The sequence below is a fragment of the Bacteroidales bacterium genome (genome assembly GCA_035342335.1).
GTDB lineage: Bacteria > Bacteroidota > Bacteroidia > Bacteroidales > JAGONC01 > JAGONC01.
Genome location: DAOQWY010000005.1, coordinates 128,593 through 151,327, shown reverse-complemented (window position 1 = coordinate 151,327; position 22,735 = coordinate 128,593). Strand labels below are relative to the sequence as shown.

Genomic DNA, 22,735 nt, shown 5'->3' with positions numbered 1-22,735 from the left:
CGTTTGTAATTTAATCACTTCATCCTTCGCAGCCTCAAACTGTTCCCTACGACGGAGACCGAACTGAACGCCATGGCAGCACCGGCAATCATGGGATTCAGCAGAAAGCCCGTGAAAGGATAAAGTACACCTGCAGCAAGGGGGATGCTGACAGAATTATAGAAGAATGCCCAGAAAAGGTTCTGACGAATAATGCGGACAATTTTACCGGAAAACCTCACTGCCTGGACCAATTTTCCGAGATCTCCATGGATCAGCGTGATCTGGGCACTTTCCATGGCAATGTCGGTCCCTGTTCCGATGGCGATCCCCACATCCGCCTGCGCCAGTGCAGGAGCGTCATTGATTCCATCGCCCACCATGGCGACTGTATGACCCTGCTGCTGAAGCTCCCTGATGTAGTGCAGCTTATCACCGGGCATCAGGCCCGACCTGTAGGAACTGATCCCGGCCTGGCCGGCTATAGATGCAGCGCCCGACTCATGATCGCCGGTAAGCATGACGACCTGTAAACCCATCTGCCTGAACTGGCGGACAGCATCCGCGGCATTATCTCTGATGTGGTCCGACAGGGCGACCATGCCAAGGACCTTCTTTTTGTCAGCAAGCAAAAGAACCGTCCAGGTCTTACTTGTCCATTCGAGGTATTTACCGGCAATTTCAGGTGTAACCGCACGATGTGAATCATTCATAAAAGCCATGTTTCCAATGAGATAAGATTCACCATGGATAATGGCTCTGATTCCCATACCCGGAACCGCACTAAACGCCTCCGGATCATCGGGTTGAATCCCTTTTTCTTTATAATAGCCACAGACCGCAAGTGCAAACGGGTGTTCCGACCTCGATTCGGCTGAAGAAAGGACCTGTTCCAGTTCTGCATGATCTCTTTCCCCTTGGCTCCAAAAAACCTCTGTGACGGATGGTTTTCCCTCGGTGATCGTACCTGTCTTATCCAGTACGATGACATCTGTTTTATTCAATGTCTCGATGCTGGCTGCATCGCGGACCAGTATCCCCATCTCCGCGGCCCGTCCGACACCCGCCATCACGGCCGTGGGCGTAGCCAGTCCCATGGCGCAGGGGCAGGCAATGATCAATACGGTGACCAGGATGACAAAAGCAAACGTCAGCTGAGGAGGAGGACCGAACACGTACCATAATGCAAAACTGAGCAGGGCAATGGCCAGCACCACAGGAACAAAAACCGAGGCTATCCTGTCGGCCAGACGCTGGATCGGTGCTTTGCTGCCCTGCGCTTCCAGAATGAGCCGGATGATCCTGGACAACACGGTCTCCGCACCCACCTTCTCGGCGATCATTCGGAAACTTCCGGTCGTGTTCAGCGTAGCTCCAATCACTTCATCCCCCTCCTTTTTCCCGACAGGTACCGGCTCCCCGGTGATCATGCTCTCATCAACGAAAGAAGCACCCTCCGTCACCCTTCCGTCTGCCGGGATCTTTTCACCGGGGCGAATCACAATTACCTCACCCAGCCTGACATCTTCGACAGGAATCTCTTCTTCGGCTCCGTTCCGGATCACCCTGGCCTTCTTTACCCTTAGTCCCATCAGTTTGCGGATCGAAAGAGAGGTGCGCCTGCGGGCTTTCTGTTCCAGGTACCTGCCCAGCAGAACCAGCGAAATGATCACCACTGCACTTTCATAATATACATGCGGCTCAATGCCGTGTTGTTTCAAAAAATTCGGGAAAACTGTATTGAAAATGCTGAACAGAAATGCCGATCCTGTTCCCAGGGCAACAAGGGAATCCATGCTTGACGAACCATGCCTGAGCCGCTTCCATCCATTGATAAAAAATTCCCTCCCGAACCAGCCAATGACAGCCAGCGTCAGGATCATCATGATATGGTCATCATAAGGGAAGGAAGGAAGAAACATGGCAATGACAAAGACCGGAATGCTCAGGCCAATGGCCCACAGCGTATTTAACCTTGCCTGGCGCAGACTTTCAGCTTCCATCTCCCCGGCCATCCCGTTATCACCGGATGAATCCACCACCAGTCCATATCCCAACGCATCCAGGGCAGATCTCATTCGTTAAGGATTGGTCATTGTCACGTCAAACTCGATCATAACCGTGTTGGAAGCCAGGTTTACGCTGACCCTGTGGACTCCCGCGATGGATGACAGCAGGCTCTCCACACTCCCTGCGCACGAAGCGCAGGTCATGCCGGTAACAGGATATGTCTGTCTGACAATTGCCATTTCAGCCAAGGAATTGCGCTTTATAGCCTGCTTTTGAAAGAATGTTGATCACTTCATTACCGGTGATCTCCTCTCCTTCAAGGGTAAGGATCTTTTGGGGATCATCGAGATTCACTTCCCACCGTTTGATCCTGGAATCATCATCAAGAAAAGGAGTTACCGCACGCAGGCAGTTTTTGCAGTTGATATTGGTCCGGAATTTCAAAACTGACATAGGATGTAATTTTTCGTAGCATATTTTACAATATAACGAATTTCCTGATGGAATGTTCATCGTTAAACTCTCTGTGCCCCTCTGTGAATCCTTTGAGTGCCTCTGTGGTTAAAACAAAAATGTATCGTTAATATCTGTATTTTTGCTAAAACCGACTTCCCATGAGAATACTGACATTCCTCTTGTTCACTGCACTTTTCATCACAGCCTGCAAGAAAGACCCGGAAGGGACAGTAAATCCCCCGGATCCGGTGGATAGCAGCTCGTTTGCTGTGCCAAAAACCGAAGATATCGTATTGTACGAGGTGAATATCCGTGCGCTGAGTGCAACCGGAGATTTTCAGGGAGTCATTGATCGTCTGGACGAGATCCGTGCCCTGGGAGCCAACGTGATCTGGCTGATGCCCATCCATCCTGTAGGGCAGATCAATTCTGTCAACTCACCCTACTGCGTACAGAATTACAAGGAAGTCAATCCAGAGTTCGGCACGCTTCAGCATTTTCAGGAGCTGGTCAGGCAGGCTCACAACCTGGACATCGCCGTGATCATCGACTGGGTTGCCAACCACACTTCCTGGGACAATCCCTGGATAACCAACAAGGACTGGTACACCCAGGATGGGTTGGGAAACATCATACACCCGTCGGGCACGAACTGGCAGGACGTTGCTGACCTGAATTTCGGCAATGCACCGATGCGGCTTTCGATGATCGAAGCCATGGAATACTGGGTGAATGTGGCCGATATCGATGGATTCAGGTGCGATGCGGCTGACTTTGTACCCTTTGATTTCTGGCAGCAGGCCATCACTGCCCTGACCAATGACCTGGATAAGCAACTCATCTTGCTGGCAGAAGGTGCAAGGAACGATCACTTCACGGCCGGTTTTCAGATGAATTATGCCTGGGATTTCTACAATAAGCTCAAGGGCGTGTTCACTCAGAACCAGTCGGCAGCCGATCTGTTTACGGTCAATGTAAATGAGTACAAGAACATTCCACCGGGCAAGCATAAACTGCGCTTTACCACCAACCACGACGAATCAGCCTGGGATGCCACACCCGTAGTGCTCTTTAACGGCAAACAGGGCGCAATGGCCGCTTCGGTGATGGCCATCTGCCTCAAAGGCATTCCCCTGATCTATGGCTCCCAGGAAGTGGGTGTAAGCCAAACGGTTCCCTTTTTCGAACACACAACGATCGACTGGTCACAAAATCCGGATATGCTGGCGGAATACAAAAAAATCCTTTCGCTGTACAATTCATCCGAAACGGTACGATACGATTCAGCGATCGAACTGAAGACCTATATCCATAAAGACATTCTGGCCTTTCAACGGATCAACCAGCAGGAGAAGGTGATCGTACTGGTCAATGCACGAAACAGGGTAGTTACCTTCACCGTTCCTCCTGAGCTGGCAAACACATCGTGGAAGAATGCTTTTGACGATGTACAGGTAATTCTCCCTGCCAGCTTTGAATTTCAACCTTACCAGTACAGGGTGCTGAAGAACTTTTGAATGCCGATTGCCGATTGCCGATTGTCGATCCCGACTTTCGTCGGGACGTCGCTTCGCTCCGCTGCTGACTGCTGACCATCTACGGCCTATCCTTCCACCCTTCGACCTGGAAGTAAAGCGTATCGGCCTCTCCGACAACCATCTGGCGGTTTTTGATGTCATTCCCCTGTGAATCCACTTCAACCGTTGACCAGGGACCGCGGTTGAACTTGAACTCGATATATTCCCCCACTCTTTTAGGTATTTTAAGCTCATATAATCCTTCAGCATTTCGCCTCATCAGGTAGTTCTTATCATATAACCACCAGTCACGCAGGCTGCTCACGAAATAAATGTCAGCGTCGGGGGGAGTATTTTCAGGTATCCGGTCAAGGATCAGGATCAGGCCCTCGCAATTCAGCGGGAACTGATCATGCCAGCTCTCAACGGTATGGTGGAGCGTATCATCCTGTTTGATCATATAAAAACGATTCGTAATATCAACACCGCACCTGTCGGTCTCCACCGAACGCCAATCCCCCCGGGTGAACTTGTACTCAATTTTCCCAAAGCCGGAAGGCAATACGATTTGATAGGTACTGTCGGCTTTGAGTTCCAGCTGGTACCGCTCATCTCCGGGGTCCCACCTGTTGAGGTTACCAGCAAAGTAGATGGCCTCACCCGGCGGTGTATTCTGCGGTACCTCATCCACCACAACCACCACCTGGTGGCACGATGCCATCACCACCACGATTAAAAATCCCATACTGTATTTCAAAAATATCCCAATCATAAATCATTCAAAATCATAAATCATTCAAAATCATAAATCGAATATCGTTAATCGTTAATCAGATATCATTTGTCCATCCACTTCAGAAATTCCTGCACCTTCACGCGGCTGACCAGCACCTTTTCGCCGGCTTCGGGTACAAGATCAATCACCAGCCGGCTGTTGAAATACTTGCTCACTTTGACCACTGCGTGGATGTTCACGATGTAACGGCGCGATACCCTGAAAAATTCCAGGGGATCCAGAACCTGCGAAAGCTCATCCAGGCTATGATCAATGATATAGGTCCTGTTTTCACGTGTGACCAGCATCACTTCATTATCTTCTGCCTTAAAATAGCCAATGTTGGTTGCGTCCACGTGTTTATACTGGTCACCCAGCCTGATCATGAACCGGGACTTGTAATCCGGACGAAAATTCTTCAGCAGCTTTTCGATGTCAATACTCACCATACTTTTGACGCTGGTTGAATATTGCTTACTGACCTGTTCCAGTTTCAGCAAGGCACGTTCCAGCTCATCAGGTTTGATGGGTTTCAGGAGATAATCCACACTGTTCACCTTAAAGGCCTGGATGGCATATTGATCAAAGGCTGTTGTGAAGATAACGGGAACCGTGATGTCGACTTTCCTGAAGATCTCAAAGCTGAGGCCATCTGCCAGTTGAATATCCATAAAGATCAGATCCGGCATAGGATTCATCTGAAGCCATTCGACCGAATCTTCCACAGAGTCCAGACTGGCAACGATGTCCATCGAACGTCCGGTTTCTTCAAGAAGCCTGATTAATTCCTTCCGGGCATAGGGTTCGTCTTCAACGATCAGGGTGCGCATGGGTCAGTGGATTAAAGGGATCTTAACGATAAAGGATGTTCCATCTTCTTCCACCCTGACCGGTTTGTCGGTCAGATAAGCATAGCGGATGGTGATGCTGCGAAGTCCAAATCCGGAGGATGGTGCATTTTCTTCCTTCTTTTGCAGGTTGTTGGTCACAACCAGGTAATCACCCTCGTCAACGGAAAGTGCTATGGTCAACGGTTTATTTCCGGAAATGATGTTGTGTTTGATGGCATTTTCGATCAGCAATTGCAAAACAGCAGGGATGATGTGACGCTCTTTGATGCTGTCCGGAATGGCGTCGTTCAGGAAGAGCCGGTTCTCATACCGCAGCTGGAGAAGATACAGGTAGGAACGCAAAAACACCAATTCATCCCTGAGGCGAACCGTTTCCTGATCCCGTGTATCCAGGATGTAGCGGTACACATCCGACATCTCCCTGATGAATTGCCCGGCTTTTTGGGGGTCTTCATGAATGAGTGACGAAAGCGTGTTCAGGTTATTAAACAGGAAGTGGGGATTCACCTGTGCCCGAAGCGTTTCAAAACGGGATTCGGCACTTTCCTTTTTGAACCTTTCCACCAGCAACAGGGAATCACGCCACCTCCGCGAGAGAAATATCCCAAGGTCTGTCAGGACGATTCCCGTTATGATCAGGATGCCGAAAAAAGCAATGATCAGTTCATTAAAAAAACGAACGAAGATATCACCTGAAAAGGCCAGTATCCATAACCAGCGAACTCCGATCGTCAGAAAGAGTGACAGGGCGGCACCCAAAAAAAACTCGATCAAAAACCTTTTCAGCAGATTCTTATCCCAGGGGTGTGCTTCGTTCAGCCGGAGGATCACAAGCCTGAAAATCTCTCCGCCAAGCAGGACTCCCGCCACCGGATACAGGTAGAAGGACCAGGAGCTGAAAACCCTGTGCCACGGATAGATCAGTGCAAAGCAGGCATCGATCAGGAAACCGCAGATAAAACCCGTTGCCAGGAGGGCTAACCAGCGAACCAGGCTGTTGTGGAAAACGGGTTTGCTCATCGGATCCACGGTTTTTATCCGGATTTTAAAGTTACGGTTTTCAAATGTACGAAATTTAAATCCGGTGATGGGTACCTGAGCAAGTATTTCAAAGAACCGGGGATGCCCTGCAGGATGCACAAGAGCTCCGCTTTACTGACTGACAAGACCTGCCTGCGGATTGACCACTGATTCGGAGAAAACAACCTCACTGCCCGACCGCACACGGATCTCGTAAAGTCCGCCGGGGCAATCGTTCAGATCGTAGCTCAGCTTTACGCTATTGATCTTTTTAAACTTCCTGTCGGCAAGAAGCGTACCCTCTGCATCATAGAAACCTACCCTGACAGCATCTCCGGGCGACTTGACCATCCGGAATGTGACCAATCCATCCTTGCTGATGTAGACAGCGCAATCTACGGACCTGGCTGCTTTATTTGTGGTATCTCCGGAAGCAATTACGCTACTGAAACCTGATGTCATTCCCAGGAAGAGGACACCCAGAACGGTTAAAACCAGTGCTTTCATGACGTTTTGATTTGATGGTTAATAATGCGTGAATGAATCATGAACCAAAATTAGGTTCATCCGCAGGCCGGTAAAACAGAAAAGCTGTGAAGTGTCAGATCGGGATGGTGAAGTGAAGGATGCCGGAAGTGAACGGATGGCTATCCGAACATGATCTGTTCCATGCTGTCGTAATGGACCAGTTCATCGTGAAAACGAAGTTCGGCATTATAGCAGTCAACACGGTTGCAGATCAGGATACAATTCGACCAGTTGATCCTTTCATCCATATAGATCGTGACCAGGTTTCCGCCGCAGGAGCAGGGATGATATACCGGGAAGGGCTTTCCGCAAACCGGACACATCAGCTCAAGAAGATCGCCCTTATTTAACTGAATATCCAACGATATCCTGGATTTCATTCCGTAAACCGGACTCAGCGCCACTAATCCCGTTGAATCCCCCTTTTTCACTTTCATAAGAATACCTTCATAACCGTCGAAAATAGCCCTGCTGCTGACCAGGTCATGTCCTTCCGGACAGAAACACTGACTGATGACCAACAGGGAGGATACCTTGCTAAAAGCCTTTGTCCGCTCAGGAGTCGGGATGAAAAGCATTCCCTTTTTATCGTACAAAGCCATGATTTTGAAATTAATGGATTACGGATTGTAGATTCGGTATAAATATACGCAAAAATGGCAGGATAAATGCAGGCATCCGGAAAAAAACTAAATTTGTCGCCATTCATCCCCACCCCCGGGAGGGGTACATTAAATCATCCTTTATCGGTCAAAGCGAATGTCCATTAATACCAGAGATATCGTATTATTTGTCTTGTTTTCATGCAATTTTTCCGGTACTTTTCTTCACGCGCAGCCCGTTGCAGTGTCCGAAATCATTTCGGAGAATAAGATCACACTTTTTACGGACCAGAAACTTATCCTGGTTGATTTCTGGGCCACCTGGTGTGTACCCTGTGTGCCAGCCAACGAACAGCTTGAAGTACTGCAGGAGAAATGCAGCGGTCAGATTTTCATGATTTCATTGTCTGACGAACCGTCTGAGCGGGTCAGGAACCATATCCTTCTTAAAACGATGAACCTGATGGTTGCCATTGATGATGAGCATTATACCACGGATAAATATGAAGTAAAAACAAGGCCGTTTGCGATCGTACTCAACCTTGCAGGAAAAGTGGTATGGAAGGGGCACCCGGCAGAACTGCAAGCAGCGACCATCGAAAAACTTTATCAGGAAAATGCCGGCCTGGGTGCAACCGGCCTGGAAAGCATCGTGAGCATCCTGGGTAAAGCTGAGGTTCCGCCAAAAAAGGAATACGTTGCCGGGTTTCCTGAACTGGACAGTGTTGCCGATGGAATGCTCATACAAATGGCCGAAACCAACGCGTACGACTACTACCGGACCGACTCGGCGGTCCTCTTCCAGGGAAACCTCAGTGAAGCTTTGCAACAGATCCTTTTGCTAACAAAATGGGAGATGGATATCCCGTCAGGCAAAGACAGGCCGGTCAGGTTGCTGATAAGTGAGGATCTATGGAATGACCAGCCCGAAATGATCGTGCAAAGGATTAAAGACCTGTTTGCCCTTGACATCAAGGCCAAACCCGAGAAAATGGAGGGGTATCTGATGGTTGTCAGAAGACCAAAACTCCTCTGGGACAGGAATCAGTTGGATCTGAAAGCCGGTACGCCTGGATTTGTCATCGGCAATGACAGGCTGCAGGCAGATAATGCAACGATTGGCGAAATGTGCCTGGCATTGAGTGAAATCCTTGACTATCCGGTTTTTTATCTGGGGAATGACCGGGAAGCCCACGACTGGGACTTTCACTTCCGTTACGAGAATCTGATGCAGGAAGAGTTAGAGGATTCGTTCGGCATCGAACTGGAGAAAAAATGGATTGAACGGACCCACTATAAAATAAGGTGATGGAAGATCACCATTATATGGTTAAAAAAAGGCAGGATCTAAACAAATCCTGCCTTGACACCAAACGTTATCCGGATATTATTTACTGAAGGATCCTGAATTCGGTCCTTCTGTTTTCCTGATGTTCAGCTTCTGAACAATCCACTCCATTGGAGCATCTGTTCTTCAGCCTGGTTTCGCCATATCCCCTGGCCACCAGCCTGTTTCTCGAAATACCATTGGAAACCAGATAGTTAACTACTGATTGTGCCCTTTGCTGTGAGAGGGACGTGTTATATTCATCGTTGCCCCTGGAGTCGGTATGTGACATGATCTCAATCCTCAGGCCCGGCTTTTCTTTCATCAATTTCACGAGTGTTTCATCCAGGATCCTGGTGGATTCAGGTGTCAGCCGTGCGCTGTTGTATTCATAAAGAATGGGTAATATGTTCACACCCGTAATGGAGCAATCCACCTCTTCCCAGACAGCCATTCCGCCCTTTTTGGTCAGAATGGTTTTTGTGACGGTCTTGGTGACAGCTGGAACCACCTCTTCGATCACCTGGGCAGGTTTGTCGATGACCTGCCGCTTGATTGTTGCATATTCAGCAGGGATTTCAACTTCCTCCATCCGGGCAGGAGTTTTGACGACCTGTTTTTTGTAGGTCGCTCTCACTTCACTAATCGGATTTTCCCTGGTGGAGGCATCTTGGGCCAGGGTGGTGATGTTAACGGTCTGGGTTTTCTCAGGATATTCAACAAAACAGGCAACAACGCAATCTTCCTTGTTGGCAGAGGGACAATTTTCCAATGTAGTATATTCCCACTTGGCGGTTTTGGGGAAGATCTCAAAAGTTTTTGAAGCGCTGCCAAAGGTGGCAGGAACCACTTCAAGTGTTCTGCTGGCCTCCTTGGAAACATAAGGAACCTCAACGGTTTCAAATACTGCCGGAACGTAAGTAAGTCTCCTCGTTGCTTCTTTGATCAGCACCTTTTCTTCAACGGTTCTGTACGTTGCCGGGATCACCCGGAGTTTTTTATAGGCCGGAGAAACTTCAATCGTTTCGGTAACTTCTCCAAACTCATCAGCGGTAATGCACTTGATGTAGCATTTGCCGGGAGTCGGATTTTCCGGTAATTCCTGACTGATGGCATTATATGCGCATAGCGCTACCAGGGCGACAATCAGGGTAAAAAGTTTTTTCATGCGTTTTAGTTTTAAGTTATGAAAAGTGTAACATAGATTGGGTAAATTCTTCCTGCTAAGTACAAAAGTACATAAACTCATTATATCAGTGACCTTTATTCTGTTTAGACTTTTCACACTTTCGCATAAACTTATCAACAGGATTTCAGCGATGATTCATTTCGGCTGGTTTTCAACCGTTTACCGTCGAATGGATGCATTCAGCTTCAGCATAATTCTCCAAAGGAGGTGTACCTTCCTGGTGCCGTCCGGGCAATAAATTACCATACCGGTTTAAACTTTTCCTGATAATTCCTATATTTGTTCAATTTCATTCTTACAAATCATTTCCTGATCTAAAAATCATCAAAATCCGGAGGTCACCATGAATCTTTACATCATTATCGGAATCGTAATCGTCCTGTTATTTTTTTGGGGAATGCGGATCGTCAGGCCAACCCACAAAGGACTGATCGAGCGTTTCGGAAAATACAACCGGTTTGCCAATGCAGGTTTTCACTGGATCATACCCCTGATCGAGAAAATGTACAGGGTCAACATCACGGAGCAAATGGTGGATGCGGAGCCTCAGGAGATCATCACCAATGATAACCTGAATGCCCGGGTGGATGCCCAGGTGTACTTTAAGGTGAAAGAGGACGAAGAAAGCGTTAAGAATTCACAGTACCACGTCAATAACTACAAGATCCAGATCGTCAACCTGGCCAGGACCACTCTGAGGAACATCATTGGTACGCTGACGCTGAAGTCGGCCAACAGTGAGCGGGGAAAAATAAATTCCGAATTGCACCGGACACTCCGGGATGAGACCCAGAGCTGGGGAATTGAGATCGTGCGTACGGAACTGAAAGAGATCGATCCGCCGAAAGATGTTCAGGATACGATGAATAAAGTGGTGAAGGCGGAGAATGAAAAAATTGCAGCGATAGATTTTGCCACGGCCAGGGAAACGGTCGCTGATGGAGAAAAACGTGCCAAGATCAAAGAGGCGGAAGGGATCAAGCAGTCCAGGATCCTACAGGCGGAAGGGGAAGCTGAAGCCATCCGCCTGGTGAATGAGGCTGCGGATAAATACTTCGTGGGCAATGCACAGTTGCTCAGGAAACTGCAAACCCTGGAGGTCTCCCTGGAGAACAATGCGAAAATTGTCGTCCCTGCCGGATCCGAACTGGTCAACATCATCGGGGATATGGCCGGCATCGTTCCCCTGCCCAGAAAAGGCAAGGAATAAGCTATCAAATCAATCCATACAATCCCTGCCTGCTAATTCCTGACTGCTGATCGCGACTTTCGTCGGGAGGTCGCTTCGCTCCGCTGCTGGCTGCTGACTGGCTACTGCCAACTGATCACTCCCTGTTATTTGTATACTTCACAATGATATCATCACGGAGCCTCAGGAACATCGCTGTCACCTCATCCATCAGCCCGTTCGAATAATCCGTCAGATATTTCCGTGCTTCAGCAGGATCGGATCCATAAAGCCGGAGTGCCTCTGCTTCTATCTGATCTTGTTTCTCAAATATTTGATTTTCAAAAGGATCCCTGACCCTGCGCACATCCAGGATCACTTCCTGGAACTTCAGGGTGGCCAGGTTGTCAACAAAATCGATGGCCCAGCGCGCCGATCGCTCGTCATATTTTTCAGGATCGTATATGTTATAAGTTTCATCAATGGACAGGTTTCCTGCATAGATCGGGACGTAGGGGCTGAAGTAGGGATTATCGAGGTAGACCCAGTAGACACCGCCGATCTCGTTGGGCAGCCATCCGCGCAGCTGCATCACCATTCCGTAATGGCCCCTGTGGCGGGCCACCGGCCTGCGATAGGTTATCTCAAGCAATTTCCGGAGTTCACTTCCAGGAAATGGCGTGGCCAGGGGGCTCCTGACATATCCGTCTTTGCCGTCCGTAACAAGCCATTGCGGGCCGGAGGTCATATCGTAAATGGTACCTTCAAACGTCGAACGTTGAAAAGCGATGACATCCTGCACAGAGATCTTTTTCTCCGGCACGACGGAGAAAGGATAGAGAGAAAGCGGTTCAACAATCTGGAAATATTGATTGATTCCCTTGTAGGGATTATCGTGCAGGAAACGGTCGGGCCATTGCTTATAATTCGGAGCGAAGGTCTGGAAGAACAGCCAGAAGCGGCTGGTGGCATACTCAGCGGGCAGCGGTGCGTAGATCTCCTGCCAGATAAAGGGCTCACCGGAGGAAGGATCGTACCAGCCGCGGTCGATGGCTTCCTGCATATAGTTGCCCGAAACCAAAAAATTCTCTTTGTCTTTTACGTTTATCTCCTTGATGATGCTAAAATTCGGGATCATGGTTGCCTGGTCGTCGGGCAGGCGCTGTGCCGCCCAGATGGCGCCCGGCCGGCCGCTTTCCGGTGTCCATCCAGGTCCCACACCGAACACCTCCAGGATCCAGATCTCATCCGTATCGGCCACCACCAGTGTTTCGGATCCGGTGCCGCTGGTGGGCAGGAATCCGTATTGCGTCATCAAATCCCCTATGAACAAGACTGCCTCCCGGGCGTTTTTATGGCGTTGCAATGCAAAGATCATCGCCTGTTCGATGGTCATGATCTGTTTGCCGGTTTCCGTGCTGACAACCAGTTCCGGCCGCTGGTCGGTGGTGCTTTCGGCAATGCCCAGCTGGAACTCGTTGATATGCGAATAGGCCGAATGAAAATAGGTATAGGTCTGCCTTACCTGCGGAATGTATCCCAGGATCCTGCCATCGTCGTCCAGGGGCCTGTTCGGATCCTGAATGTCAAGGTAAACGGGTGCCAGAGCACCGGCGTCAAAGGTGCGTCCGGGAACCACAAAGATCCGTGAGTCGGGCCCTGCGTCGGTATGGGAAATGAGGACCGACCCGTCGGCCGTAGCTTTCTTACCGGCAGCGATGACGGTGCAGGCTTTGGAACGGCTGATACCAAGGGCAATACACAGTCCGGCAAGCAAAAATAGTGTAATTCTCATATGTTTAATTTTGCAGGTAAAAGTACTATTTTCTTTTATCTGCCGTGGTCCATTCCGGCAGATCCTTCACCGGGTTGGGAATGATTGACACGCAAAAATGAAAGAAAGATGCACCAGGGAACGGACAAATGTCCTCGTCCACTCTCATCCACGCCAAACAATACCACTACAATACCCGGAGTCGGACCTCTATTGTTGTATAATTATATAACAATCTATTTCTAATTAATTGATTTACATTTATTTATTAGTTACCTAACCCCTACGATAAACTAACAAATGCATACTGATAAAAATGAAAACATAACAGTATGAAAAATATTATTTTATCTTTGAAAATCAAAAAAATCCAGCTGCAATGTTATCATTTAAACATGCCAACAAATCGATCCGGCAGATCGATGAATTTTTGGATAAGGTGGATGAAGGCAACCTGATCTTCAAGGAAGGTGTGAAAAATTACCTGACCGGCAACGGGGATAGTTTTGAGGATAATCTTAAAACGCTTTCGTCGCTGGAGAATGAAGCGGACATCATCCGGAAAAAAATCGAAAATACGCTCTACACCCAATCCCTGATGCCTCAGCTCAGGGGCGATATCATGCGGTTGCTCGAAGCACTGGACAATATCCTTGACCTGGCCAAGCACAACCTGTTCCAGTTTGACGTGGAGGTGCCCTTTATACCGGCAGAACTCCATCAGGAACTGATCAAGCTCACCGAGATGTCGGTTGCAGCGGTGGAGTCGCTCATACCGGCTGCACGTGCCTATTTCCGTGATCCGGATTCCATCAAGGAGAACATTCACAGGGTATATTTATTTGAAAAAGAGGTGGATAAAATGGCAGATAGCATCAAGCGCAAGGTTTTTCAGGAAATGCCGGGACTGAAACTCAGTGAGAAGTTTCATCTCCGGTATTTTACCCTGCACATCGAAAATCTGTCCGACGAAGCACAAAAGGCGGCTGACCTGCTGAACATCATGGCTATGAAAAGATCGATATAACCGATGTACCCATGATGCTCCTGATCTTTTTATCGAGCGGAATCTTTCTGGGCTGGTCGCTTGGAGCCAACGACGGAGCCAATATATTCGGTTCTGCTGTTGGCTCCAGGATGCTCAGTTTCAGGCGAGCCGCGATCATCGCCGGCGTCTTTGTGATCATCGGAGCCGTGTTTCAGGGCAAGGGAGGAGCGGAAACCCTGAATGAGCTCGGCAAAGTGGATGCCCTGGGTGGGAGTTTCACCGTAACCTTATGCGCCGCATTCACGGTCTTTGTCATGACACGGCGCAGCCTGCCCGTTTCAACAAGCCAGGCCATTGTTGGCGCCATCATTGGCTGGAGTCTGTTCACAGGGAATGAGACAGACCTTTCCGTGCTCCGGAATATCGTCGTTACCTGGATCAGTAGTCCCATTCTGGGCATGCTCTTCGCAGCAGGCCTGTACCTGCTGTTGCGATGGATCTTGCGAAAGGCTAAAATACACATCATCCGGCTTGACTCCTATATCCGCACCGGGCTGATCCTGGCGGGAGCATTTGGAGCCTACAGCCTTGGAGCCAACAACATAGCCAATGTGGTGGGTGTCTTTACCAACAGCGCACCCAACATCCTGCTGGATTTCGGGATCTTCACCCTGGATGGAGTCCAACTGCTCTTTTTACTGGGTGGAGTGGCTATTTCCGCCGGGATTTTCACTTACGGGCAACGTGTCACGCAGACCGTAGGAAATGACATTCTCTCACTTAATCCCGAAGCCGCCATTGTCGTGGTGCTTTCGCAGGCCCTTGTCCTGTTTTTGTTCTCATCCTCAGCCTTTTCAGATCTTGTGGCAAAAACAGGGCTGCCCTCCTTGCCCCTGGTTCCCATTTCAAGCACACACGTTGTCATCGGTTCCGTACTGGGAATCGGTCTGGTCAAAGGAGTCCGTGAAGTTAAAGTGAAAACCCTTGGTGGCGTTGCGGTGGGCTGGATTGCCACCCCGGTCATCGCCGGGATCCTTACTTTCTTCCTGTTGTTCTTCGTACAAAATGTATTCGACCTTCAGGTCACAAAAGACGTTCAGCTCCCGGGTGATGAAACGCTTACAGCCTTACCCCCGAAGACGGTCGACCTGGTGATTTACGGATCACTGATCCTGCTGGCAGCCATCATCCTTGTCCTGATCTTTGCTGTCTTCCGGCAGCAAAAGCTTCGGTGGAAAACAACCAACGAACTGCTCGTGGAGCAAAATCAGAACTACACCGTCAGGCAATCCCTCCATGAAATGAAGGTCCAGGAAATCCAACGGCAAAAAGACGAATTAAATGCAAAGCTGGAAAACAAAAGAAAGGAATTCACCGACATCGCACTGAACCTCACCGAACAGCGGACCTTCCTGGAATCCATCCTGGAGGAGTTTGATCAGATCCAAAAATTAACGGATAAATACGAAGCGGAAAGGCGATTCAGGCAGCTTTCAGCCAGAATCAGGCAGCGGATGAGTTTCAGCTCGGAAAAAGAAAACTTCTACAGCCAGGTCGAGCAGATCCACAAAGATTTCCAGATGAAACTAACCACTGGTCATCCTCAGTTAACCATGCAGGAAAAACACCTTGCCATGCTCATCCGGTTGAATTTATCCACAAAAGAAATCGCAACCCTGCTGAGCATTTCACCCAAAAGTGTTGAAGTAGCACGCTACCGGCTCAAAAAAAAGTTGAATCTGAAACAGGATGACAGTCTCACAAAATTCATCAACGAACTATAAATTTATTTAAGTATTATTAATCAAATTCATTTCATTATGAAAAAGTATTATTTCATTTTAATCCTGCTGATCTTCCACAGTGGTCTTCAGGTGAGTGCCCAGGTGCGGACGGTGACCGGTAAGGTTACCTCAAACATCGGTCAGGAAGCAGTGAAAGGGGCCACAGTGACCCTTAAGGGGACGGACATTTCCGTTCTGACCAATGAAAATGGGATGTACTCCATCCAGGTGAGTGCAACCTCATCGGACGTACTTGTTTTCACCCATCCCGATCATGACAAAATTGAAATTGATCTGAATGGTAAAACCATCATGGATGTCATGATGATCTATAATGTGCGGTACAACCAGTATGGAGTGCGCGTCAACCGGAATCCGTTGTTTGCAGAAGAGCGGAATGGGATCCTGGTGTTTGAAAGTCATAAGAATGACTACCGTTTCTGGTTTGATGCCCGGGTTCAGGCCGACGGTGCCTGGTTTTTCGGTGATGTGATGAACCCGATCGGAAACGGCTATTCCATCCGCAGGGCGCGCCTGGCAGCCAAAGTTGAAGTGGGAAAACACTGGTATGGAGAAATTGACCTGGATTTTTCCAACTCGGAGCTGGAACTTAAAGATGCCTATCTCGAGTACAGGTTCAACAAGGGTTTAGAATTAAGATTGGGAAATTACAAAGAATTTTATTCGATGGAATCGACCACCACATCCCGTTACCTGACCTTCATCGAGCGCCCCATGGCGGTCAATGCCTTCGCCCCATCCAGGCATATCGGGCTGGGGGCAACCTATCACCGTAACTGGTTGCTGCTCCAGGGAGGCATCTTCTTCCAGAATGTAGGCGATGTGGAAGAAAGGATCTTTTCGGAAGACAACAACAAAGATTACGGTATGGACGAAGGGTACTCCCTCACCGGACGGGTAGTGCTGATGGGTTTCCATAACGATCCAAACAAGGGATTACATCTGGGGGTTTCCGGATCGTACCGGACGCCGAAAACCGATGCCGAGGTTGTGGGCACCCTGCGCTACAGCACCCGCTCCCTCACCAGCATCAACCGGAAAAAATACATTGACACCGACCTGGTGGGGCCCATCGACCATGCAACCCTGGGGGGTCTTGAACTGGCTGCCTATCATAAAAACCTGAGAATTCAGGGTGAGTATCTGCTCAGCGGCGTGGATGATACGGTCAAGGGCGTAAACCATCACTTTGATGGATTTTATGTTTTTGGCAGCTGGCTGATGTTTGGCGGAAAATATAATTACAATACCGCTGAAGGTGAATTCACCCAGGTGAGCAGAGGCAAGAAATGGGGCGATCTTGAACTTGCCCTGCGTTACGATTACCTGAGCCTGAACAGCGGAATGGATAAGCTCATGGGAGGGGCCGGTGAAGGTTATACCCTGGGATTGAACTATTATGCCACCAATAACGTCAAGATCATGTTCAACTATGCCTACCTGAACCACGACCGGTACGCGTCTGGCAAGGGTAAATTATATGTTGGTCATGATGCCGACGGAAACCTAACCCGTGATCCAAAACTGGTTGCCGATGAAGCAGGCAAGGCAGGGGAAGAGTACCATATGGTAACGGTCAGGTTCGAGATCGATTTTTAACAGAAACCAAATCCTAAAACAACATAAAGATGAAAACACGATATTTATGGATTATGCTCTTTTTCACCGGGCTTTTTATTTCCGGTTGTGTCAAAGATGAAATCTTTGAAGGGCCTCCCGTGATCGCCAATATGACCATGAGTCCTCTGGCCCCTGGAGATAACGATATGGTTACCATCACGGCTAAAGTGACCTGCAATGATGGTGTAAAAGCAGTCAACCTTCGGTATAAGGAAGGTACCGCGGATTTCACTCCTGTGGCCATGACGGCCTCCGGCAGCAATTACTCCGGGCAGATCCCCGCCCAGGCCAGTGGCGTTCAGGTACTTTATTACATCGAAGCAGAATCCAATGCAGGGAAAAAATCGACCAATCCGGCCGGTGCGCCGACTTCTGCTGCAAGTTACACAGTAGGGGCTCCTTCCATTCTGATGAATGAAATTTATTCCAGAGGTGTACCGGAAGATCCCGACTGGATCGAGATCTATAATAACTCTGACAGTCCGGCTGATCTTTCGGGCTATAAGATCTACGATCCGGGCGGACAGAGCGGGACCAAGCAGAAACTGGAATTTCCTGCGGGAACCATTGTAGCTCCGAAAGGATTTTGCGTGATCGTGGTCGATGTGGGCGGGGAAGCGGGTTTTGGACTTTCCAGCGGCGGTGATGAAGTATGGTTCGAAAATGCAAGCGGATCGGTCATTGACAACATCGCCTTCCCAGGGTTCGAACCCACCCAGTCCTGGGCCCGTGTTCCCGACGGATCGCCCACCTGGCAGATCGTGAACACCATTACACGTGGCACGGCGAACAGCAGCGAAGTGCCTGCACCCACCCTTTTTATCAATGAGGTCTTTTCGCAGGGCAGCACGGAAGATCCTGACTGGGTTGAGATCTACAACGCTTCCGCCTTCGATGCTGACATCAGCGGGTATAAGATCTATGACAGCGGCGGACAATCGGGATCCAAGCCCAAGAAAGAGTTCCCTGCCGGGACCACCATCACGGCCCACGGCTTCGTGGTCATAGTCACCGATGATGCTGATGCGAGCGGTTTCGGGCTCTCCAGCGGCGGCGAAGAGATCTGGCTGGAAAATCCTTCGGGCAATGTCATCGACCACTGCACATTCCCTGCCCTCACCGCAGCTCAGTCCTACGGGCGCTATCCCGACGGATCCGACACATTTCAGACATTCTATGTCATCACCAAAGGAGCGGCCAACGACAACACACCTCCTCCGCAGATCAGGATCGTATTAAACGAGCTCTATTCTCGTGGCACCACTGAGGATCCTGACTGGATAGAGGTCTTCAACGATTCGGACATTGACGTTGACCTGTCAGGTTACAAGATCTACGACAGCGGCGGACAGGCAGGCACCAAGCCAAAGAAGGAATTTCCTGCAGGAACGATCATTTCCTCCAAAAGCTTCGCTGTGATCGTTACCGATGACGAAGCTGAAAGCGGATTCGGGCTGTCGAGCGGCGGTGAACAGGTATGGCTTGAAAATACCGACGGCTCGGTCATTGACAGCATTGCCTTCCCTGCCCTGGAGGAAACACAGTCCTACGGCCGTTATCCGGATGGGACAGAAAACTGGCAGGTGCTGTTCACCATTACGCGGGGAACGGCAAACAGCACTGCCGTCCCGGGTGGAGTCGTGATGAATGAGCTTTATTCCCGCGGTGTGACAGAAGATCCCGATTGGGTGGAGATTTATAACGATTCCCCCGTCGAGTTTGACATAAGCGGTTACAAGATCTACGATACGGGCGGGCAGGCCGGCACCAAGCCAAAGAAAGAATTCCCGGCCGGAAGCATTGTACCTGCCATGGGCTGGCTGGTGATTGTTGTTGACGACGATGATCCCAGCGGATTCGGCCTCTCCAGCGGCGGCGACGAAGTGTGGCTGGAAGACCTCAGCGGCACAGTGATCGATTACATCGCCATCCCGACCATGGAAACGACCCAGTCGTACGGGCGTTATCCCGACGGAACGGAAAACTGGCAGCTGCTGAACACCATCACGCGGGGCACAGCGAATATGCCTTAACAGAGGGGTTATATAAAATCGCTTCCTAATCGTAGTCAATGATAAATCTAATCGGATATAAGAAATCATGGCAGAAAATATGACAATCGGACAGGCAACCAAACCAAGGTATGAGTTCCGCTCCTTTGGTCAGAATTTTGACAGCGCCTGGAAGCGGATGGCCCGCCTCTCGGTACCCATCCCCGAAAAGGTATGGGAACGCTATTCAGAGGAGATCTACATCTTGTCGCGGACCAATGATACAAACAATACGAAAATACGAGACGGCAAGATGGATATCAAAACCTTTGTCCATTCCGTTGATGGACTGGAACTCTGGAATCCCCTGATGAAAGGTGAGTTTCCCCTAAAGACCGAAATGATGGTAAATGATGTCTTTTCAGCATTCCAGGTAAAAAGGCCGGAGCTTGTCAAGCCGGAGTATTCGTACGCAGAATTCCTCGAAATCATCAAAGGTCATCCCGATTTACAGGCGGTCCGGGTCAATAAAAGAAGGTTCGGTTATATGGTGAATGATACAATCTGCGAATATGGAATTGTCCTGATCAATGGTGCCAGAGCGGTAACAATCAATTCTGAATCCACTGAAATTGATGACATTAAAACAACAATAAGGGATATCGGCCTGGAAGGTGTGGAAAACATCAACTACCTGCAGGCCATCAAACGTGTGATCGGCATGATCTATAAACCACTGGCTAACGAAACAATCTGAAAGATGGCACAGGAAATCGAACGGAAATTTCTGGTGAAGGGTGATTTCAAACCTTTCAGCATCAAAGCAACACGCATCACCCAGGGCTATTTATCTTCGGTACCGGAGCGTGCAGTCCGGGTGAGGATCAAAGGCAACAAAGGGTACATTACGGTCAAAGGGATTGGCAACGCATCCGGTGCCAGCCGTTACGAGTGGGAAAAAGAAATACCGGTTGAAGAGGTGGAGGAGTTGCTGAAAATCTGCGAAACCGGCATCATCGACAAAGTCCGGTACCTGGTGCCGGCAGGAAAATATACCTTTGAGGTTGACGAATTCCAGGGTGAGAACCAGGGGCTGGTCGTGGCAGAGATCGAACTCCCATCGGAGCAAGAACCCTTTGAGAAGCCTGATTGGCTTGGTGCAGAGATAACCGGAGATGTTCGTTACTATAACGTCATGCTCATGAAGCACCCATTTACAAAATGGTGAACTGACTCAACACGGGATGATGATGGAAGAAAAGAAGCCCCTTCAGGCAGTGCATGATCCTTTGGACATGCATCAGTACCGCATCGAGAAATTACCCAAAAGGGAAAAGTCGGAATTTGAGCGATGGCTGACGCTCCTCGGCCCTCCGATTGCTTTGATCACCTTTGTCGTTTTTGGTTTCTTTACGCAGTTGACCTTTCTGACCGGCATGGATCCATCCGGACTGATCTCGGAGGAGGCGAAAAAAGCATTTGAAAAACTCGGGCCGGTTGCTTTTTCCAGGAGCAATCACCTGATGCTGGCGATCTTTGCCGCCAGCATCCTGTTGTGGCTCACCGACGCCATTCCCAACTACCTCACCTCCCTGCTGGTCATCATCAGTTTGATCCTCTGCAATGTTCTTCCCGAGAAAGAGGCGCTGGCGCAGCTGGGTCATCCGGTCATGTGGCTCAACATCATGTCGTTCGTTCTTGCCAGCATGCTGGTCACAACAGGAGTCGCAAAGAGGTTCGCCCTGTGGTTCCTTCTGCGGTTTGGGAAAAGTGCCGGTTCGATCTTCCTCAGTTTTCTGGTGATCAATGTGGTGTTATCTGCCTTCATTTCGGCAACCACTGCCAAGGCAGCGATCCTATTGCCCATCTTCATGGTGATTGCCGCCATTTACGGTGCCCGCAGCGGCGACGGCAAAACAAACTTCGGGAGAAACATTGTCCTGCAGAACCTGCTGCAGATCAACCTGGGGGCTGGAGCCTTCATGACAGGTTCGGGTGCAAACCTGCTGGCTGTGGCGATCATCGGGGGAGCCATCGGAGGCAAGATCTATTTTACCGACTGGTTGATGGCGCAATTCCCTGTGATGGTCGGATTGATGCTCATCGGCTATCTTCTGGCGATGAAAGTCTTTTTCCCTCTTCAGCCTGAGGAACGCAAACCGCAGATTGAAGGCGGAATGGAGCGGCTAAGGCAAGAATATAAGACGATGGGGAAAATGAGCTTCCAGGAAATCAAATCCGTGATCCTGTTCATCCTGATCCTTGGTTTCTGGGCAACCGACCGGTTACACGGCATCAGCGCCACCTCTGTGGCGTTCGTTGGAGCGGTCATTGCCTTGCTGCCCCGCATCGGCATCGTGAAGTGGAACGATGTGGATATCCCCTGGCACCTGATGCTTTTTTCGGCTGGAGCCTATGCACTCGGGGCAGGGCTTTCCTATACCGACCTGCCGGCCATCAGCGTCAATGCTGTCTTCGACCATATGGGCATCGGGGATCAGACTCCCTTCTGGGTGCTGTACCTTTTGATGACGGCTCTGATGCTTTTCAGCGCCATTCTCTTCCAATCGAAGACCATGCGTGCCATGATCTTCATCCCCATCGCCATCGGAGTGGCAGGCCGGTTCGGTTACGATGTGGTCAGCCTGGCCCTGCCCACGGCTTTCATGATCGAACACGTTTACGTATTGCCATTCAACAGCAAACCTGCTGCCCTGCTGTACGAAACCGACATGTATTCCTACACCGACACGGCGAAGTACGGGATCACGATGATGGTGATCTCCTGGCTGGTGATCATCCTTGCCGGTGAAACCTGGTTCCGGCTGGCGGGGATCACACCCAACGGGGTTTTTTGATATGGCCGATTCCTGAAAGGATATAGATCCCTGCTTTCGCAGGGATGACGGTGGCCGATGCATTACAGGTTCGGGGGCTTTGATTTGCACGCAAATCAAAGCCCCCGAACACTTCCGTCCTATAATGACCGTCACCCCGATGAAAGCCGGGACCTGCAGGCAAATCCCAAATTCCAAACAAATCCCAGTACGCAAATTTTAAAATACTTAAATGAAAATGATACAAGATATTGACATTGTCATTTTACTGTCGTACATTTACAACGTTATCCGGAAA

The 22,735-nt window shown here is 49.5% G+C and carries 20 protein-coding genes; 10 read left to right on the top strand and 10 right to left on the bottom strand.

What is annotated here, in order from left to right:
- Positions 1 to 14: 14 nt before the first annotated feature.
- Genes PKI34_04340 through PKI34_04330 form a run of 3 tightly spaced genes read right to left on the bottom strand, consistent with a single transcriptional unit; the run spans position 15 to position 2,442 of the window.
- Entirely contained in the window at positions 15 to 2,057 is a 2,043-nt protein-coding gene (locus PKI34_04340; GenBank protein ID HNS17036.1) for a copper-translocating P-type ATPase, read from the bottom strand.
- A gap of 3 nt (positions 2,058 to 2,060) precedes the next feature.
- Entirely contained in the window at positions 2,061 to 2,228 is a 168-nt protein-coding gene (locus PKI34_04335) for a heavy metal-associated domain-containing protein (GenBank protein HNS17035.1), read from the bottom strand.
- Position 2,229: 1 nt separating this feature from the next.
- Positions 2,230 to 2,442 carry a hypothetical protein gene (locus PKI34_04330; protein HNS17034.1) on the bottom strand — a complete coding sequence of 71 codons (213 nt, stop codon included), beginning with the start codon at positions 2,440 to 2,442 and terminating at the stop codon, positions 2,230 to 2,232.
- Between the two features lie 161 nt (positions 2,443 to 2,603).
- Between PKI34_04330 and PKI34_04325 the strand changes: the two genes are divergently transcribed.
- On the top strand, positions 2,604 to 3,962 hold the full coding sequence (locus PKI34_04325) for an alpha-amylase family glycosyl hydrolase (protein HNS17033.1): 1,359 nt from the start codon (positions 2,604 to 2,606) through the stop codon (positions 3,960 to 3,962).
- Between the two features lie 79 nt (positions 3,963 to 4,041).
- Here the strand turns inward: PKI34_04325 and PKI34_04320 are convergent, their stop codons facing one another.
- The 5 genes from PKI34_04320 to PKI34_04300 all read right to left on the bottom strand — a co-directional run bounded on the left by PKI34_04320 (position 4,042) and on the right by PKI34_04300 (position 7,738).
- Positions 4,042 to 4,707, bottom strand: coding sequence for a hypothetical protein (locus PKI34_04320; protein ID HNS17032.1), 666 nt, complete (start codon positions 4,705 to 4,707; stop codon positions 4,042 to 4,044).
- 92 nt (positions 4,708 to 4,799) lie between these two features.
- Positions 4,800 to 5,567 carry a LytTR family DNA-binding domain-containing protein gene (locus PKI34_04315; protein HNS17031.1) on the bottom strand — a complete coding sequence of 256 codons (768 nt, stop codon included), beginning with the start codon at positions 5,565 to 5,567 and terminating at the stop codon, positions 4,800 to 4,802.
- A 3-nt stretch (positions 5,568 to 5,570) separates the two neighbouring features.
- Entirely contained in the window at positions 5,571 to 6,728 is a 1,158-nt protein-coding gene (locus PKI34_04310; protein ID HNS17030.1) for a histidine kinase, read from the bottom strand.
- A gap of 12 nt (positions 6,729 to 6,740) precedes the next feature.
- Entirely contained in the window at positions 6,741 to 7,115 is a 375-nt protein-coding gene (locus tag PKI34_04305) for a hypothetical protein (GenBank protein ID HNS17029.1), read from the bottom strand.
- 140 nt (positions 7,116 to 7,255) lie between these two features.
- The gene (locus tag PKI34_04300; protein HNS17028.1) at positions 7,256 to 7,738 is read right to left on the bottom strand and encodes a hypothetical protein; all 483 of its coding nucleotides are present in this window, start codon (positions 7,736 to 7,738) and stop codon (positions 7,256 to 7,258) included.
- 157 nt (positions 7,739 to 7,895) lie between these two features.
- Here PKI34_04300 and PKI34_04295 point away from each other — a divergent pair, with 157 nt between their 5' ends.
- A complete protein-coding gene (locus tag PKI34_04295; protein ID HNS17027.1) occupies positions 7,896 to 9,047 on the top strand; it encodes a TlpA disulfide reductase family protein in 1,152 nt (383 codons plus the stop codon).
- An 82-nt stretch (positions 9,048 to 9,129) separates the two neighbouring features.
- Here PKI34_04295 and PKI34_04290 read toward each other — a convergent pair whose 3' ends face one another.
- Positions 9,130 to 10,233, bottom strand: a complete 1,104-nt coding sequence (locus PKI34_04290) for an OmpA family protein (protein HNS17026.1) — start codon at positions 10,231 to 10,233, stop codon at positions 9,130 to 9,132.
- 364 nt (positions 10,234 to 10,597) lie between these two features.
- Between PKI34_04290 and PKI34_04285 the strand changes: the two genes are divergently transcribed.
- Positions 10,598 to 11,464, top strand: coding sequence for an SPFH domain-containing protein (locus PKI34_04285; GenBank protein HNS17025.1), 867 nt, complete (start codon positions 10,598 to 10,600; stop codon positions 11,462 to 11,464).
- A gap of 115 nt (positions 11,465 to 11,579) precedes the next feature.
- Here PKI34_04285 and PKI34_04280 read toward each other — a convergent pair whose 3' ends face one another.
- Positions 11,580 to 13,217 carry a C69 family dipeptidase gene (locus PKI34_04280; GenBank protein ID HNS17024.1) on the bottom strand — a complete coding sequence of 546 codons (1,638 nt, stop codon included), beginning with the start codon at positions 13,215 to 13,217 and terminating at the stop codon, positions 11,580 to 11,582.
- Between the two features lie 358 nt (positions 13,218 to 13,575).
- On the opposite strand from PKI34_04280, the gene PKI34_04275 reads away from it, so the two are divergent.
- The 7 genes from PKI34_04275 to PKI34_04245 all read left to right on the top strand — a co-directional run bounded on the left by PKI34_04275 (position 13,576) and on the right by PKI34_04245 (position 22,458).
- Positions 13,576 to 14,223 carry a DUF47 family protein gene (locus tag PKI34_04275; protein ID HNS17023.1) on the top strand — a complete coding sequence of 216 codons (648 nt, stop codon included), beginning with the start codon at positions 13,576 to 13,578 and terminating at the stop codon, positions 14,221 to 14,223.
- A gap of 11 nt (positions 14,224 to 14,234) precedes the next feature.
- Positions 14,235 to 15,968 (top strand): inorganic phosphate transporter, encoded by a 1,734-nt coding sequence (locus PKI34_04270; GenBank protein ID HNS17022.1) that lies wholly within the window; start codon positions 14,235 to 14,237, stop codon positions 15,966 to 15,968.
- Positions 15,969 to 16,004: 36 nt separating this feature from the next.
- Positions 16,005 to 17,588, top strand: coding sequence for a porin (locus tag PKI34_04265; protein HNS17021.1), 1,584 nt, complete (start codon positions 16,005 to 16,007; stop codon positions 17,586 to 17,588).
- Between the two features lie 29 nt (positions 17,589 to 17,617).
- Positions 17,618 to 19,642 (top strand): lamin tail domain-containing protein, encoded by a 2,025-nt coding sequence (locus PKI34_04260; protein ID HNS17020.1) that lies wholly within the window; start codon positions 17,618 to 17,620, stop codon positions 19,640 to 19,642.
- A 67-nt stretch (positions 19,643 to 19,709) separates the two neighbouring features.
- Positions 19,710 to 20,357, top strand: a complete 648-nt coding sequence (locus tag PKI34_04255; protein HNS17019.1) for a hypothetical protein — start codon at positions 19,710 to 19,712, stop codon at positions 20,355 to 20,357.
- 3 nt (positions 20,358 to 20,360) lie between these two features.
- On the top strand, positions 20,361 to 20,828 hold the full coding sequence (locus PKI34_04250) for a CYTH domain-containing protein (GenBank protein ID HNS17018.1): 468 nt from the start codon (positions 20,361 to 20,363) through the stop codon (positions 20,826 to 20,828).
- 19 nt (positions 20,829 to 20,847) lie between these two features.
- Positions 20,848 to 22,458 (top strand): DASS family sodium-coupled anion symporter, encoded by a 1,611-nt coding sequence (locus PKI34_04245; GenBank protein HNS17017.1) that lies wholly within the window; start codon positions 20,848 to 20,850, stop codon positions 22,456 to 22,458.
- The last annotated feature ends 277 nt before the right edge of the window (positions 22,459 to 22,735 follow it).